The organism is Microbacterium sp. (assembly GCF_036566905.1).
In the GTDB taxonomy this organism is placed as follows: Bacteria; Actinomycetota; Actinomycetes; order Actinomycetales; family Microbacteriaceae; genus Microbacterium.
Genome location: NZ_DATCVK010000164.1, coordinates 1 through 14963, shown reverse-complemented (window position 1 = coordinate 14963; position 14963 = coordinate 1). Strand labels below are relative to the sequence as shown.

General features: G+C 71.1%; 16 protein-coding genes and 1 riboswitch. Of the genes, 2 read left to right on the top strand and 14 right to left on the bottom strand.

Annotation, left to right across the window (positions count from 1 at the left end):
* The 3 genes from VIP82_RS12390 to VIP82_RS12380 form a co-directional block, all read right to left on the bottom strand.
* Positions 1-943 (bottom strand): sigma-70 family RNA polymerase sigma factor (locus VIP82_RS12390; protein WP_331908994.1); only part of this gene is annotated, 943 nt, incomplete at its 3' end.
* Between the two features lie 419 nt (positions 944-1362).
* A complete protein-coding gene (gene nagA, locus VIP82_RS12385) occupies positions 1363-2499 on the bottom strand; it encodes an N-acetylglucosamine-6-phosphate deacetylase (protein WP_331908992.1) in 1137 nt (378 codons plus the stop codon).
* Positions 2500-2541: 42 nt separating this feature from the next.
* On the bottom strand, positions 2542-4062 hold the full coding sequence (locus VIP82_RS12380) for a beta-N-acetylhexosaminidase (protein WP_414684667.1): 1521 nt from the start codon (positions 4060-4062) through the stop codon (positions 2542-2544).
* Positions 4063-4233: 171 nt separating this feature from the next.
* Positions 4234-4318: riboswitch (ZMP/ZTP riboswitch) on the top strand.
* Positions 4319-4363: 45 nt separating this feature from the next.
* On the opposite strand from VIP82_RS12380, the gene glyA reads away from it, so the two are divergent.
* Entirely contained in the window at positions 4364-5638 is a 1275-nt protein-coding gene (glyA, locus tag VIP82_RS12375; protein ID WP_331908988.1) for a serine hydroxymethyltransferase, read from the top strand.
* Positions 5635-6516 (top strand): bifunctional methylenetetrahydrofolate dehydrogenase/methenyltetrahydrofolate cyclohydrolase, encoded by an 882-nt coding sequence (locus VIP82_RS12370; RefSeq protein WP_331908986.1) that lies wholly within the window; start codon positions 5635-5637, stop codon positions 6514-6516. The genes glyA and VIP82_RS12370 overlap by 4 nt, the downstream gene beginning before the upstream one ends.
* A 90-nt stretch (positions 6517-6606) precedes the next feature.
* Here the strand turns inward: VIP82_RS12370 and VIP82_RS12365 are convergent, their stop codons facing one another.
* The 11 genes from VIP82_RS12365 to VIP82_RS12315 all read right to left on the bottom strand — a co-directional run.
* The gene (locus VIP82_RS12365) at positions 6607-7254 is read right to left on the bottom strand and encodes an NAD(P)H-dependent oxidoreductase (RefSeq protein WP_331908984.1); all 648 of its coding nucleotides are present in this window, start codon (positions 7252-7254) and stop codon (positions 6607-6609) included.
* The gene (locus VIP82_RS12360; RefSeq protein WP_331908982.1) at positions 7251-7730 is read right to left on the bottom strand and encodes a MarR family winged helix-turn-helix transcriptional regulator; all 480 of its coding nucleotides are present in this window, start codon (positions 7728-7730) and stop codon (positions 7251-7253) included. Before VIP82_RS12360 ends, VIP82_RS12365 begins: the two co-directional genes overlap by 4 nt.
* A gap of 52 nt (positions 7731-7782) precedes the next feature.
* Positions 7783-8517, bottom strand: a complete 735-nt coding sequence (locus VIP82_RS12355; protein ID WP_331908980.1) for an amino acid ABC transporter ATP-binding protein — start codon at positions 8515-8517, stop codon at positions 7783-7785.
* Entirely contained in the window at positions 8514-9434 is a 921-nt protein-coding gene (locus tag VIP82_RS12350; protein ID WP_331908978.1) for an amino acid ABC transporter permease, read from the bottom strand. Before VIP82_RS12350 ends, VIP82_RS12355 begins: the two co-directional genes overlap by 4 nt.
* Positions 9435-9459: 25 nt before the next feature.
* Positions 9460-10314, bottom strand: coding sequence for an ABC transporter substrate-binding protein (locus tag VIP82_RS12345; RefSeq protein ID WP_331908976.1), 855 nt, complete (start codon positions 10312-10314; stop codon positions 9460-9462).
* Between the two features lie 157 nt (positions 10315-10471).
* Entirely contained in the window at positions 10472-11608 is a 1137-nt protein-coding gene (locus VIP82_RS12340) for an RNA polymerase sigma factor (protein ID WP_331908974.1), read from the bottom strand.
* Entirely contained in the window at positions 11608-11988 is a 381-nt protein-coding gene (locus VIP82_RS12335; RefSeq protein ID WP_331908972.1) for a YciI family protein, read from the bottom strand. The genes VIP82_RS12340 and VIP82_RS12335 overlap by 1 nt, the downstream gene beginning before the upstream one ends.
* Positions 11989-12063: 75 nt before the next feature.
* On the bottom strand, positions 12064-12663 hold the full coding sequence (locus tag VIP82_RS12330; RefSeq protein WP_331908970.1) for a hypothetical protein: 600 nt from the start codon (positions 12661-12663) through the stop codon (positions 12064-12066).
* A 75-nt stretch (positions 12664-12738) separates the two neighbouring features.
* Positions 12739-13542, bottom strand: a complete 804-nt coding sequence (locus VIP82_RS12325) for an aldolase/citrate lyase family protein (RefSeq protein WP_331908968.1) — start codon at positions 13540-13542, stop codon at positions 12739-12741.
* The gene (locus VIP82_RS12320) at positions 13527-14312 is read right to left on the bottom strand and encodes a 2-keto-4-pentenoate hydratase (RefSeq protein WP_331908966.1); all 786 of its coding nucleotides are present in this window, start codon (positions 14310-14312) and stop codon (positions 13527-13529) included. Before VIP82_RS12320 ends, VIP82_RS12325 begins: the two co-directional genes overlap by 16 nt.
* 15 nt (positions 14313-14327) lie before the next feature.
* A partial coding sequence (locus VIP82_RS12315; RefSeq protein WP_331908964.1) for a VOC family protein occupies positions 14328-14963 on the bottom strand: 636 nt, incomplete at its 5' end.

Sequence of the window (14963 nt, the reverse complement as noted above, 5' to 3'; positions counted from 1 at the left end):
CACCCGCCGCGGTGCCGGTGGTGCTCGCCGCCGCACTCGTCGATCCTGCGGCTGCACCCGTCACACCGACCGGGCTGGCGGCCACGCCGCTCTGGACGACGCTCGACGGCATCGCGGCCAGCGCGACCAGCGGTGCGCCGCCGCCCTGCATGGTCGCGAGGTACCCGGTGGTGCCGACCGCACCGAGGGCGAGGGGCAGCAGGACCAGCGCCAGTCGGCTCGAGACCTCCTTGGCCTCACTGGCGACGATCGAGCACCGCACGCAGCCCGCGAGGTGCCGTTCGACCTTCATGTGGTCGCGGCGACCGAGATTGCGACGCGCGTAGGCGCCGAGGCGCTCGATGTTCCACTGGCAGTCCGACCCGTCGGCCACGGAGCGCAGGTGCGCCTGGATCCACGCCTCGCGGAGCCCTTCGCGCGCACGGAACGTCAACTGGGCGACCGCGGTCGCCTTCATTCCGAGGAGCGGTGCGATCTCGGCGGGCTTCATCCGCTCGATCTCCGAGTACCAGAGCACCTCCTGCCACCGGGTCGGGAGACTCCGGAACGCCTGGTGCGTGAGGCTGCGGTCGAGCGCGGCCTCGCTCTCGTGCTCGGCGGCGGAGGGGTCCTCGATGCCGTCGAGTTCTTCGTACGGCGTCTCGCGCCGTGCACGACCCCAGGCCGCAGCGGTGTTGCGGATGCTGGTGAAGAGGTAGGCGCGGAAGGACCCCGTGGGCCCGCCGCCGTTCACGATGGAGTGGTAGATGCGCGTGTATGCCTCTTGCACGAGATCGTCGGCATCGAGGCTGGACGTCATGTTGCGCGCGACCGTGACCCCCGCACGGTAGTGGCGCCGCCACAGCTCGGCGAATGCCGAGGTGTCGCCCGAGCGCGTCCGCACCACCAGGTCGGTGTCTGCGACGACGTCGGGATCGTGCTCGCGCACTTCATCGTGATCCATAGGGCCCCCAGTCCCGCGGGCGCACGGCGAACGTCGTGCAACCCGGGTTCGCGACGCGATCAGCGGCGCGGCTCGTTCCATTGTCGTCGCCACGACGTGATTTGACCAGTGGTCTGCGATTGTCAGCCGCCGCGGTTCGACGCCCGATCGTCACGGGCGAAACGGCGGCGCTGAGAAATTCTCAGCAAGTCGCGTAATAGATCGCCCGGCGCGCGGTCTCTTTCGTCAGAGTGGCTGGCCGCCCTTGTGTGGGGCACGACGGCGGCCGCCCCCCGCGGCGTAGTCGCGGACATGGCGGGGCTCGAAGGTATCTCGGGGGAGGGACCTTCGGCCCCGCCTGCATCTTGTCTCCACGGCGGTGCGGCTCTGCACGTGCCGTGACGGACCCGCGCGATCACACAACGGGCTGCCGCGCCGCGTCAGACGGGGCTGCCCGCGACCCACACCCGGCGCACCGCCAGGGCGTCGTCGAGCAGGACGGCGTCGGCGAGCGCGCCGACGTCGAGGCTTCCGAGGTCGTCGCGGCCGATCGCGCGCGCGGGCTGGGCGCCGAGCGCGTGCACGACGACATCGAGCGGCACACCCGCGCCCGCGACGTGGCGCAGGGCGGCGTCCTGGGTGAGGGTCGAGCCGGCGATCGCGCCGCCCGCTTCCAGCCGTGCCACGCCGTCGGTGACGCGCACGGCCAGACCGCCGAGCTCGTACCGACCGTCCTGCGAGCCGGCGGCGGCCATCGCGTCCGTGATGAGGGCGATCCTGTCGCCGGCGACCGTGAAGAGCGTCGCGATCAGCTCGAGGTCGACGTGGACGCCGTCGGCGATGACCTCGAGGGTGACGCGGTCGTCGCGGAGCGCGGAGACCACGGGCCCCGGCGCGCGGTGGTGGATGCCGGGCATCGCGTTGAACGCGTGCGTCAGCAGGGTCGCACCGGCGTCGAACGCGCGGCGCGTCGTGGCGGCATCCGCGTCGGTGTGCCCGACGGCGACGGCCACGCCCGCGTCGACGAAGCGCCGGATCGCGTTGAACGCACCCGGCCGTTCGGGGGCCAGCGTGACCTGGCGGATGGTGCCGCGGCCCGCCTCGATCAGGCGATCGACGGATGCCGCATCCGGCGCACGCAGCAGCGACTCGGTGTGTGCGCCCTTGTGGCCGGGGTCGAGGAACGGGCCCTCGAGGTGCGAGCCCAGGATCGTGGGATCGGCGTCGCAGAGATCGGCGACCATGGCCACGCGTGCCGCGAGCTCGTCGATCGGCGCGGTGATGAGCGACAGCACGGCGCGCGTGGTCCCGTGCGCACGGTGGATGGCGCGGCCGGTGGCGATGGCGTCCGGGCCGTCGTCGAAGCCGGCACCGCCGCCGCCGTGCCCGTGGATGTCGACGAAGCCCGGGACCAGGCATCCGCCTCCGCCGTCCACCGTCTCGTCGGCGCGGGGGAGTTCGCCACCGGCGCCTGCCGCCACGACCCGCCCGCCGTCGAACAGCGCCCAGGCGTCGTCGCGACCGCTGTCGACCGCGGCGGAGCCCAGCAGGCGTACGGAGTGGACGAGGGTGCTCATGCGGTGCTCCCGGTCAGTGTGCGGCGTTCGTGCGGATGAGGGTCATTCGGTGGCCCAGGGGATCTCCTCGGACGGGTGGAAGCCGATGCCCATGCTCGTCCACAGCGGGCCGAGCGCGCCGACGCGCTCGCGGAAGGAAGCCCACGTGCGCAGTTCGCTCGTCCCTGTCGCCGGCGACCAGGCGGCTTCGGCGGCCGCCGCCGCTCGCGGGAAGGCCATGGTGTCGATGTCGGCAGCCGTGCGGATCGTCTCCGTCCACAGGGGCGCCTCGACGCCGAGGATGCCGGACTCGTCGATCCCGGGGATCACGTCCGAGGGCTCCCACGAGTAGGCGCGCTCGACGCTCGTCGGCCCGTTCGCCCACGTGAGACCGAGTTCGGGACCGGTGGGGTACTTCATGTCGAGGTAGATGGCGTCGGCGGGGGAGAGGATCAGCTGCGCGCCGTTGTCGACGAAGGCACGTGCCCTCTCGGCCATGCCCTCCTGGGGTGTGCGGTAGCCCCAGTACTGACCGACGGTGGTGTCCGCGATGTCCACTGCGGCGCCGGCCTCGTGCCACGCGACCGGGGTCTTGCCGAGGTCGGCGATGATGGCGCTCGCGCGGGCGACGAAGGCCGCGAAGTCCTCGTCGCTGGTCGAGAGCGACTCGTCGCCGCCGAAGTGGAGGTAGGGTCCCGGCGTCATCGCGGCGAGTTCTCCGAACACGTCGGCGACGAAGTCGTAGGTCGCCTCCTCGTTCACCTTCACCGAGGAGAAGCCGACGGCCATGCCCTCGTACGGCATGCCGGCGCGAGGCTCCTCGCCGCCGTAGTCCCGGATGATCTCCCGCATGTGCTCGCTGATCGTCGGGTCTTCCGCGAGTTCCGGGTAGGCCAGGCCGACGGCGTGCGTGTGGCCGGGCATGTCGACTTCCGGCACCACGATCATGTGCCGGGATGCCGCGTACTCGACGATCTCGCGATAGTCGGCCTTCGAGTAGAACCCGCCGGCGTCTCCACCTACAGCGGTGGCAGACGCGCGCGCGGTCAGCTCGGGACGCGCCTCGAGGTGGATGCGCCAGCCCTGGTCGTCGGTGAGATGGAGGTGCAGTGCGTTCAGCTTCAGTGACGCCGCGCGGTCGATGTACGCCTTGACGGTCTCGACCGGGTGGAAGTGGCGGGCGACGTCGAGCATCACGCCGCGGTACGCGAAGCGCGGGGCGTCTTCGATCGTCACGGCGGGCACGATCCACTCGTCGCGGTCGCGGGCGATCAGCTGGCCGAGCGTCTGCACGCCGTAGAACAGGCCGGCCGCGTCGGCGCCGGTGACGACCACGGATGCCTCGTCCACCGCGATGCGGTACGACTCGGCGCCCGAGCCCGCGGAGCGGTCGATCCGCAGCTCGATGTCGGCGTCGTCGTCGGCGGATGCCGGCGCCAGTCCGGCGCGGGTCTGGACGACCGCTGCGAAGGCGGCGACGGCATCCTCCTCTCCGGTCACCGTCGTGGCGGCCGACAGCCGGAACGGCGCACCGGACCCCGCCTCGATCGAGGCGGGCGCGGGGACGACGGCGGGAAGCGACACGGTGTCTCCATTCTGTGCGACCGGCGTGCAGCCGGCCAGCAGCGCGACGACGAGGACCGCTGCCACGGCAGCCCGTCCTCCTCGACGATTCATGTAAAGAGTCCTAACAAAACGGATGCGGTTCAGCCTACCGGAACCTCCGATGCGGGCGTCACCCGACGTCCGTTATGCTCGGGGTGTCGCGACTGGCGTTGAGGTGGGACACCACCGGGGAGCGACCGACTACGGCATTCGACCGCACGCCTGGGCCGATGTGACCCCGCCCCGGGGATTTTTCCGCAAGCCGTCGTCAGGAGATCGCATGACCGATCAGTTCTTCAACGCCCCCCTCTCCGAGGTCGATCCCGAGATCGCCCAGGTGCTCGACCGCGAGCTCGAGCGCCAGCGCGGCTACCTCGAGATGATCGCCTCCGAGAACTTCGTGCCCGTCTCGGTGCTGCAGTCGCAGGGCTCGGTGCTCACCAACAAGTACGCCGAGGGCTACCCCGGTCGGCGCTACTACGGCGGCTGCGAAGAGGTCGACGTCGCCGAGGAGCTCGCCATCCAGCGCGCGAAGGCGCTGTTCGGCGCCGAGTTCGCCAACGTGCAGCCCCACTCCGGCGCCACGGCAAATGCCGCCGTGCTGCACGCCATCGCGCGCCCCGGCGACACGCTGCTCGGGCTCTCGCTCGACCAGGGCGGCCACCTCACGCACGGCATGAAGATCAACTTCTCGGGCCGCCTCTACAACATCGTCGCCTACGGCGTCGATCCCGAGACCTCGACGATCGACATGGACGAGGTGCGCCGTCTCGCGATCGAGCACCAGCCCAAGGTCATCATCGCCGGCTGGTCCGCCTACCCGCGTCAGCTCGACTTCGCCGCCTTCCGTGCGATCGCCGACGAGGTCGGCGCACTGCTGTGGGTCGACATGGCGCATTTCGCCGGCCTCGTGGCCGCCGGCCTGCACCCGAGCCCGGTGCCGCACGCCCACGTCGTCTCGTCGACCGTGCACAAGACGATCGGTGGCCCCCGCTCGGGCTTCATCCTCACGAACGACGCCGACCTCGCGAAGAAGCTCAACACCGCGGTGTTCCCGGGCCAGCAGGGCGGCCCGCTCATGCACGTGATCGCCGCCAAGGCGACCGCGTTCAAGCTCGCTGGAACCCCCGAGTTCAAGGAGCGTCAGGAGCGCGTCCTGCGCGGCGCGCACATCATCGCCGAGCGCTTGTCGCAGCAGGACGTGAAGGATGCCGGCATCTCCGTACGCTCGGGCGGCACCGACGTGCACCTCGTTCTCGTCGACCTCCGCAACGCCGAGATCGATGGGAAGCAGGCCGAAGACCTGCTCCACGAGATCCACATCACCGTCAACCGCAACGCGGTGCCGAACGACCCGCGGCCGCCCATGGTCACCTCGGGCCTGCGCATCGGCACGCCGGCGCTCGCGACGCGCGGCTTCGGCGACGCGGAGTTCACCGAGGTCGCGGATGTCATCGCCCTCGCGCTCCTGCCGAACGCCGACGTCGAGGCGCTGCGCGCGCGGGTCGCCGCGCTGACCGCCGCCTTCCCGCTCTACCCGGGGCTCGAGCAGTGACCGCGCAGAAGCTCGACGGGCGCGCGGCGGCGGCCAGGATCAAGGAGGAGCTCCGCGAGCGCGTCGCGGCGCTGAAGGCCCGGGGCATCACGCCCGGCATCGCGACGGTGCTCGTCGGCGCCGACCCGGCCTCGCAGCTGTACGTCGGCATGAAGCACCGCGAGTCCGAGGCCATCGGCATGAACTCGATCCAGCGCGAGCTGCCGGCCGAGGCCACGCAGGCCGACGTCGAGGCGCTGATCGACGAGCTCAACGCCGACCCGGAGTGCCACGGCTACATCGTGCAGCTGCCGCTGCCGAAGCACATCGACACCGACGCGATCCTCGAGCGCATCGATCCCGCGAAGGACGCGGACGGACTGCACCCGACCAACCTCGGCCGGCTGGTGCTCAACGTCAACGGTCCGATCACCACGCCGCTGCCGTGCACGCCGCGCGGCGTGATCGAGCTGCTGCTGCGCAACGACTACGACCTCAAGGGCAAGGATGTCGTGGTCGTGGGCCGCGGCGTCACGATCGGCCGTTCGATCGGCCTGCTGCTGACGCGCCGTGAGATCAACGCGACCGTGACCCTGACCCACACCGGCACGACCGACCTGTCGCACCACCTGCGCCAGGCCGACGTGATCGTTGCGGCCGCCGGTGTCAAGCACATCGTGCGCGCCGAGGACGTCAAGCCCGGCGCGGCCGTGCTCGACGTCGGCGTCACGCGCGAGGAAGACCCCGAGACCGGCAAGTCCAAGGTGTTCGGCGACGTGCACCCGGACGTCGCCGAGGTCGCCGGGTACCTCTCGCCCAACCCCGGCGGCGTCGGCCCCATGACGGTCGCCCTGCTCATGACCAATGTCGTCGAGGCCGCGGAGCGCGCCGCGGGCTGAGGCATCCGTCCCCGTTGAAGCGGCAGGCGGCACGACATTCCGGAGACGGATGCCGCGCCACCTGCCGCTTCCGCTTTCCGGCAGCGACGATCAGGCGGGGATGAGCTCATCCCTGGCGCGCGCGACGACGGCGCCGGCATCCGTCGCACCGAGGGACGCCATGCCGCCGATCCAGCGCTCGCGGTCGGCGTCGCTGCGGTGGCGCACCTCGGCGAGCCGCGTGACGCCGCGGACGCGGATGCCGCAGAACTCCAGCGTCGCGTTGCGCAGCGACCGGATGGCGGCGTTGCGGTAGGCCCAGGCGTTCCAGATCTTCGGCGAGTCCATCGTCATCACGATGCGCGCCGTGCGGCCGGTGAGCAGCTTGTCCCACAGGCGGCCGGTGGGGCGGTAGCGGTAGGCGAAACCCGACAGGAAGACCCTGTCGATCCAGGTCTTGAGCGCCGCCGGGTACGAGCCCCACCATTGCGGGAAGAAGAAGACCAGGTGGTCCGCCCAGTCGACGTCGGCGACGTAGGCGGCGACCTCGCGGGTGAGCGGCACGTCGGCATCGGTGCGGGGGAGGCGGACCTCGTTGCGCTCCGTGGGATGCGGCGGCACCGCGTCGCGGGCGAGGTCGATGAGGCGCACCTCGGCACCGGCGGCGCGCGCCGCGTCGGCGTACGAGTGGGCGAGCGCATGGTTGAGGCTGCCGGCGAGCGGCGTGCCGATCACCACGAGGATGCGGGGGGCGTTCATGCGACGGTCTCCTCTGAGTGGGCCGGGTGCCCGTGGGGCGACGGCTGATTCTTGATGAAGGCGGTGAGGCCGACGAGCTGGGCGTTCAGGCGGGGCACGTCGATCGGATCGTCGCCGAGCGCCGGGTGGGTGAGCATCGCGGCGAAGTCCCGCTCGAGCACGGCACCGGCGTCACGCACCAGCTCGGTGCTCTTGGGCGTGAGCGACAGCAGGATGCTGCGGCCTGCCCCGGGCGGTGACTGCGCGGTGATCCAGCCGTCCTCGACGAGGGCGGGGACGCGCTTGCTGACCGCGGCCTTGGTGACTCCGAGGCAGTGCGCGAGCGTCGTCATGTCGGCGGGCTCCGCGTCGTACAGCACGGCGAGGAACTGGAAGTGGTTGAAGGTGACGCCGTACCCGGACCGCAGCGCGGCGTCCGCGAAGGCGTCGAGCTCCGCGAGGAGCTCGTGAAGGGTGAAGGTCAGCCGGTCGGACACCCTCTGAGTAAACCAGTTGACTCGCAACGAGTCAACAGGTTTACTCATCCGTCTAGGCGGTGAAGCGGGCGAGGAACTCGCGGGTGCGCTCCTCGCGCGGTGCGCCGAACACCTGCGCGGGCGGGCCGGACTCGAGGATGCGCCCTTCGTCGAGGAAGACCACGCGGTCGGCGACGTCACGCGCGAATGCCATCTCATGGGTGGCCATGACGATGGTCATGCCGTCGGCGGCCAGGTTGCGGACGAGGTCCAGCACCTCGCCGACGAGTTCCGGGTCGAGGGCGGATGTGACCTCGTCGAGGAGCAGAAGCTCCGGCGACGTGGCGACGGCGCGCGCGATCGCCACGCGCTGCTGCTGCCCGCCCGAGAGCCGGTCGGGGTGCGCGTCCGCCTTGTCGGCGAGGCCGACGCGCTCCAGCAGCGCGGTGGCTGCGGCATCCGCGTCGCCCTTCTTCATGCGGTGCACGTGCCGCAGCGCGAGCGTGATGTTGCGCTGCACGGTCAGGTGGGGGAACAGGTTGTACTGCTGGAACACGACCCCGATCCGGGCCCGCACATCGTCGACGTCGACCCGCGGCTCGCTGATGTCGACGTCGCGCAGCCAGATGCGTCCGTCGTCGATCGGCTCGAGGAGATTCACGGTGCGCAGCAGTGTCGATTTGCCCGACCCGCTGGCACCGATCAGCGCGACGACCTCTCCGGGCGATACCTCGAGGCGGATGCCGCGCAGCACGTCGTGGTCGCCGAAAGACTTCCAGACGTCCTCGAGGCGCAGCACGGCGCTCATACGATCCCGCCGATCTGCTCGCGGGCGCGCACGCGCGCCGTGTACCAGTCCGTCAGACGGATCGTCGGGATCGCCAGCAGCACGAACAGCAGCGCCGCGACGACGTACGGCGTGAAGTTGAAGTACGCCGCGGTCTCGATCTGCGCCGCGCGCACGGCGTCGACCGCGCCGAGCAGCGAGATGAGGCCGACGTCCTTCTGCATCGCGACGAAGTCGTTCATGAGGGCGGGTGTCACCTTGCGGAACGCCTGCGGCACGACGACGAGTCTCATCGACTGGCCGTGGCTCAGCCCGAGGGATCGCGCGGCATGCCGTTGGGAGGGATGCACCGCCTCGATGCCCGCGCGGAAGACCTCCGAGACGTACGCCGAGTACGTCAGTGTGATCGCGATGGTGCCCCAGAACTCGGTCGGCAGCCGCACCGGGATCAGCTGCAGCCCCGGGATGCCGAAGCCGACGAGATACAGGACGATGATGAGCGGGATGCCGCGGAAGACGTCGGTGTACGCCGCGGCGAGAGCCCGCAGCGGCAGCCACACCGGCCCGCGGAGCGTGCGCAGCGTCGCCAGCAGCAGACCGAACACGAGCACCAGCACCGCCGACATCGCGAGCACCCGCAGGTTCAGCAGGAACCCCTCCCAGACCCGGGGGAGCGAGGCGAGTGCGATCTCGGGGTTGAAGAACTGCTGCTGCACGCGCGCCCATCCGGGCGTGTTGATGATCAGCAGCCACGCGAGGACGGCGAGGACGAGCGTCGAGACGATGCTGATGGCGACGGAAGCCGCGCCCTGCCGTTTGCGGAACGCGCGGCGTGCGAGCTCGACGTCGCTGACCTGCCGGGGCTCATGCGGTGGCGGGGCGCTGTCGGTCGCCGCGCGGGCGCGGTCGGCCGCGGCACTGCCGGGTGCGGGGGTCATCCGGCCAGGGTAACGGCGGTCGGCGTCACTTCAGCAGCGGCGCCTGTCCCTCGCCACCCAGCCACTCGCTCGCGAGCTCGTCGAGCGTGCCGTCCTCGCGGAGGGCATCGACCGCGGCCGTCACCTGCTCGGTGAGCGGCGAGTCCTTCGGGAGCACGAGGCCGAACTGGTCGCCCGTTTCGCCGTCGGGCGTGGGCAGCTGGCCGACGAGCACGCCGTCGGTGAGCTCGACGCCCGAGATGTAGAACGCCGTCGGCAGATCGACCACGATCGCGTCGACCTGGCCGTTCTCGAGCGCCAGCTTCGCGTCGTCGTTGCTGTTGAACGCCTGCGCTCCCTGTGTCGGCTGGATCACCGACTCGATCGTGGTGTAGCTGGTGGTGCCCGTCTGGGCGCCGATCAGCAGGTCCTTGAGGTCGGCGATCGACGTCGCATCGGCGGCGGGGGAAGCCGCCGTGGTCACGACGACCTGCGTCGTCTCGTAGTACGGCGAGCTGAAGTCGACCGACTCCTTGCGCTCGTCGGTGATCGAGAACTGCTGCAGGTTGACGTCGAAGTCCTTGGGGCCGGGCGCGATGGCCTCGTCGAACGTGGTGCGCACCCAGACGACGTCGTCCGCGTCGAAGCCGAGCTGCTCGGCGACCGCGTACGCCACGGCAGCCTCGAAACCCTCGCCCGACGCGGGGTCGTCATCGATGACCCACGGGTAGTACGCGGGCTCGCCGGTGGCGATGGTGATCTTGCCGGACGTGATCCACCCCTCGTCAGAGCCGGATTCCGTGGCGCTCGGCGTGCCGCTCGAGGCGCAGCCGCTGAGGGCGAGCGCCGCGACGGCGACGCCGGCGGCAGCGAGACGGAGCAGGTGCGGGCGACGCGACATGGTGCCTCCAGGAGTCGGGTGGGGGGGGGGCTCCGCGTGCTGTCGCGGCGCCGATCCCTCCATCTTGGCGAGCCCGCCGCGCGAGGGATCGAACGGGTCGCTTTGTTACGCGCTGGTCAGACGGAAGCCGGGGGCGCGGCATCCGTCTGCGGGGTGTCTACGGTCTCTCGCCAGCTCGCCGAGTCTCCGCCGCCACCAGAGCGGCGCGTGCGCCGTCGGTCGGTGCGATGGCGACGAGACCCTGATAGAGCTTCACCAGCGACTCGATGTCGAGCACGCCGGTCCGGGCCCGGTCGCAGTGCACCGCCTGGATGGCCGCCTCCAGCTGGAAGCGGCCGAGCGGTCGTCCGAGAGCGGAGGCCCGCCGCAGCAGCGCGGCGCCTTCGGCGATGAGCGCGCGGTCCCAGAGCGTCGGGTCCTGCGCGTCGAGCGGCGGCCAGGGCGTTTCGGCCCGCGCGGGCGCCCGGGACTGCGCGTACGTGAGGAGCGCGGCGAGCCCCCAGGCCTCCGGCTCGTCGCCGAGGTGCGTCGCCGTGAGCACCGCGAGCCAGCGCGCCTCGTCGGCGAGCGACTCCCGCGGCTCGTCGCCCTGATCCAGCCAGCCGATCGCGTAGGCGCCGTAGATCGCCTCCAGCACCGCGGGCAGGCGAGCGGGCATGTCGGTGCGCGTCGGAACGCGGAACGGGACGCCGGCGTCCCGGATGCGGCGCTTCGCACGCACGAGCCGCTGCGCCATCGCCGCCTGCTCGACCCCGAACGCGCCCGCGATCGCGGCGGCGTCGAAGCCGAGCACGGACTGCAGCATGAGCGGCGTGCGGACGGCGGGGTCGATCGCCGGGTGCGCGCAGGCGAACAGCAGCTCCAGCCGCTTGTCGGGGATCGCCTCGCTCTGCTCGAGCGCCGTGAGCGCGTCGACGGCGTGCTCGTCGGCGCGCGCTGCGGCGATCCCCTCGTCGAGGGGAACGCCGCGGCGGTGCGACGCGGAGCCGAGAGCGTCGCGCAGGCGGTTGCGGGCCACGGTGACCAGCCACCCTTCGGGATTGGCGGGGATGCCGGCATCCGGCCACGTGCGCAGCGCGCGCTCGAATGCGTCGGCGAGGGCGTCCTCGGCGAGGGCGAGGTCGTGGGTAGAGGCGGCGAGGATCGACAGGATGCGGCCGTACGACGCCCGCGCGGCGCGCTCGGCGGCCGCGCGGACGTCGTCGTGGCGAGCGGCGTCGTCGGGGTCCACGCTTCCGGGTGCGCCGTGCAGCGTGTCGGCGCTGCACGGAGGGGGCGTGGGGTCCGTCGGCATCAGCGCGCGAAGGTCGTCCAGGCGCCGTCGCGGAAGTGCGTCGCGCTCGGCCGCACCTCGACGGCGCCCCAGCCCGCCGACGGGGCTCGGCCGGCCCACGCGATCGCGGCGTCGAGGTCGTCGACGTCGATGACGAAGGTGCCGCCGAGCTGTTCCTTCGTATCGGCGAAGGGGCCGTCCTGTATACGGAGCGAGCCGTCGGCCGCGGTCACGGTCGTGGTCACCGCGGAGGGCTGGAGCACCTCGGCGGAGATCAGCACGCCGGCCTCGTCGAGCGCCTTGGCGTACTCGTCGAACTCGCGCATGCCTTCGGCCAGCGCTTCGGGACCGAGGTCCTCGGGGGTCATCTCGGGGTAGTGCAGGAGCAGTGCGTACCGCATGGCGTCGTCCTTTCTGGTGGATCGCGACACCCCTATGACGATCTCCGCCGTCTCCGATCGACACGTCAGGCTGAATCAGCCCTTTCCGAGCTCGTCGAGCATGCGGCGCTGCTCGTCGGTGAGGCCGTCGTCGAGCTCGCGGCGACCCGCTGCGGTCGCGGGCGCCGGTGCACCGGGATAGCTGTCGCGAGGGCTCGGAACCCCGGGTGCCGAGCTTGCGGCATCCGAACCGTCCGTCTTGGTCCCGGTCGCCTTGTCGTAGAGCGTCCCCGCGTGGCCCTCGACCTTGTCGTCGATCGCGCCGTAGATCGCCCAGCCGATGAGGAGGAAGACCGGAGGCAGCACCCAGCCCCAGAAGGCGCCGAAGATGCCGCCGCCGATCGAGACACCGGTGAACAGCACGGTCGCGATCCACACGAGGAAGGCGACGGCGAAGGCGAGGAAGAACTCGACCAGCTTCTCGCCGGCCTTGGTGCGCTGCCCGGCGGACTTGGCCGCCATCGACCGGAACCACTTCTCTACGAGCGGCTTGATCCAGATGACGAGCGCGGTCAGGACGATTCCCGCCCACAGCGCCGCCCAGCCCACGCGCGCCGGCGTGAGCCAGCCGACCACGAGCAGAACCAGGATGTTGAACACCAGCAGCGACGCGAACCGCACGACCCACTTCTTCATGCGTTCACTGTGCCATGTCAGGCACTGAGGGGCGAATGGATGCCGCGGCCGGCGCCGGCAGCGGTCGCATCCGCGTCAGTACGACGCGCGCTCGCCGGAGGCATCGGTGGGGACGAACCGGGCGGCGAGGGCCTCGGAGCCGCGGGCGAGGAGCGCGACGTCGGCGCCGACGAGCACGAACCCCGCTCCCGCCTCGACGTAGGCGTCCGCCGCGGCCGGGTCGAACGCGTTGACCCCCACCGGCTTGCCCGCCGCGCGTACGGCGTCGAATGCGCGAAGGGCGGCGGCGACGACATCCGGGTGGGTCTGCCGGCCGAGCACCCCCATCGACGCCGCGAGGTCGGAGGGTCCGACGAAGACGCCGTCGACACCGTCGACCGCGGCGATCTCCGCCGCAGCCTCGACACCGGCCGTCGTCTCGATCTGCACGAACAACGACACGTGGGCGTCGGCGTCCTGCAGGTACCCGTCGACACGGTTCCATCGCGCCGAGCGCGCGAGCGCCGAGCCCACGCCGCGCGTGCCGCGAGGGGGATAGCGCACGGCCGCCACGACGGCCTCGGCATCCGCTCTCGATGACACCATCGGCACCAGGAGGTTCTGCGCCCCGAGATCCAGCACCTGCTTGATCGTCACGACGTCGCCGATGGGCACGCGCACCACCGGCGTCACCGGATACGCGGCGACCGCCTGCACTTGCGCGAGAACGGACTCGAGGCCGTTGGGGGAGTGCTCCATGTCGATGAGCAGCCAGTCCAGGCCCGCGCCGGCGCAGATCTCCGCCACGAGCGGTGATCCGGTGCATACCCACATTCCGGCCAGGGGACGGTCGGCGCCGGCGAGCGCGTCGCGGAAGGTCGGGGTCAGACGAAGCGGCATTCGATGACTCCCATCGGTCCGTAGTCGCACAGCACGCTATCGCCTCGCGACACCCACATGGGGCGCGTGAACGATCCGGCGAGGATGATCTCTCCGGCCTCGAGGCGCGCGCCATGCTGGTGGAACTTGTTCGCGAGCCACGCGACGCCCGTCGCGGGGTGGCCGAGCACGCCCGCTGCGACGCCGGTCTCTTCGATCTCGCCGTTGCGTGAGAGCACACCGGGCACCCAGCGCAGGTCGATCTCGTCGGGGCGCTTGTGCACGGTGCCCAGCACCATCGCACCGTAGGCGGCGTTGTCGGCGATCGTGTCGACGATCGTGCGGCCCTCGAGCTCGATGTGGGAGTTGAGCACCTCGAGGGCGGGGACGGCGTAATCGATGGCCGCGAGCGCGTCGTCGAGCGTGCAGTCGGGACCTTCGAGCGGCGTCTTGAGCACGAACGCGAGCTCGACCTCGATCCGGACGTTGGAGAAGACGTCGACCGGGATCTCCGCGCCCGACTCGTACACGGTGTCGTCGAACATCACGCCGTAGTCGGGCTCGGTGATGCCCGTCGCCTGCTGCATGGCCTTCGACGTGAGCCCGATCTTTCGCCCGACGAGCGTCCGGCCGGCGGCGACGTTCGCATCGCGCCAGACCCCTTGGATCGCGTAGGAGTCCTCGACGCTCGCGTCGGGGTACCGCGCTGTGATGCGCGGGATCACGCCGTGCGTGCGGTCGGCCTCGGCCAGCTCGTCGGCGAGCTGCCGGATCACCTCTGGGGGAAGCATCCGTCTGCCTTTCGTCTAGAGCTGGTGGCCGAGCTTGTACTCGCCCTGCTTCCAGCTGGGCAGCTCCTCGTCCTTCTCGCCGGGGCGGGTGTACGAGAAGCCGTCGGCGCCGATGGTGACGGCCATCTCGGACTCGTCCGTGCGGGCGACGACGGGCTGCGGGTTGCCGTCGAGGTCGAGCACGAGCGAGGCCTCGGTGTACCAGGAGGGCACCACGGGGTTCCCCCACCAGTCGCGGCGCTGGTTGTCGTGCACGTCCCACGTGATGACAGGGTTGTCGGGGTCGCCGGTGTAGTAGTCCTGCGTGTAGATCTCGACGCGGTGGCCGTCGGGGTCGCGGAGGTACAGGTAGAACGCGTTCGAGACGCCGTGGCGCCCCGGTCCGCGCTCGATGCGGTCGCTCTGACGCAGCGCGCCCAGCTTGTCGCAGATCGCGAGGATGTTGTGCTTCTCGTGCGTCGAGAACGCGACGTGGTGCATGCGCGGTCCGTCGCCGCCCGTCATGGCGGTGTCGTGCACGGTGGGCTTGCGGCGCATCCACGCGGCGTAGACCACGCCCTCCTCGTCCTGGATGTCCTCGGTGACGCGGAACCCGAGCGACTGCATGAAGTTCACCGCGCGCGGCACGTCGGGCGTGACCTGGTTGAAGTG

Bases quoted from the DNA above. Each gene is read 5' to 3' on its own strand.
- VIP82_RS12345 (WP_331908976.1), bottom strand. From the start codon at position 10,314: ATGTCGCGTCGCCCGCACCTGCTCCGTCTCGCTGCCGCCGGCGTCGCC.
- VIP82_RS12320 (WP_331908966.1), bottom strand. From the start codon at position 14,312: ATGCTTCCCCCAGAGGTGATCCGGCAGCTCGCCGACGAGCTGGCCGAG.
- nagA (WP_331908992.1), bottom strand. From the start codon at position 2,499: ATGAGCACCCTCGTCCACTCCGTACGCCTGCTGGGCTCCGCCGCGGTC.
- VIP82_RS12355 (WP_331908980.1), bottom strand. From the start codon at position 8,517: ATGAGCGCCGTGCTGCGCCTCGAGGACGTCTGGAAGTCTTTCGGCGAC.
- VIP82_RS12340 (WP_331908974.1), bottom strand. From the start codon at position 11,608: ATGCCGACGGACCCCACGCCCCCTCCGTGCAGCGCCGACACGCTGCAC.
- VIP82_RS12335 (WP_331908972.1), bottom strand. From the start codon at position 11,988: ATGCGGTACGCACTGCTCCTGCACTACCCCGAGATGACCCCCGAGGAC.
- glyA (WP_331908988.1), top strand. From the start codon at position 4,364: ATGACCGATCAGTTCTTCAACGCCCCCCTCTCCGAGGTCGATCCCGAG.
- VIP82_RS12365 (WP_331908984.1), bottom strand. From the start codon at position 7,254: ATGAACGCCCCCCGCATCCTCGTGGTGATCGGCACGCCGCTCGCCGGC.
- VIP82_RS12350 (WP_331908978.1), bottom strand. From the start codon at position 9,434: ATGACCCCCGCACCCGGCAGTGCCGCGGCCGACCGCGCCCGCGCGGCG.
- VIP82_RS12325 (WP_331908968.1), bottom strand. From the start codon at position 13,542: ATGCCGCTTCGTCTGACCCCGACCTTCCGCGACGCGCTCGCCGGCGCC.
- VIP82_RS12330 (WP_331908970.1), bottom strand. From the start codon at position 12,663: ATGAAGAAGTGGGTCGTGCGGTTCGCGTCGCTGCTGGTGTTCAACATC.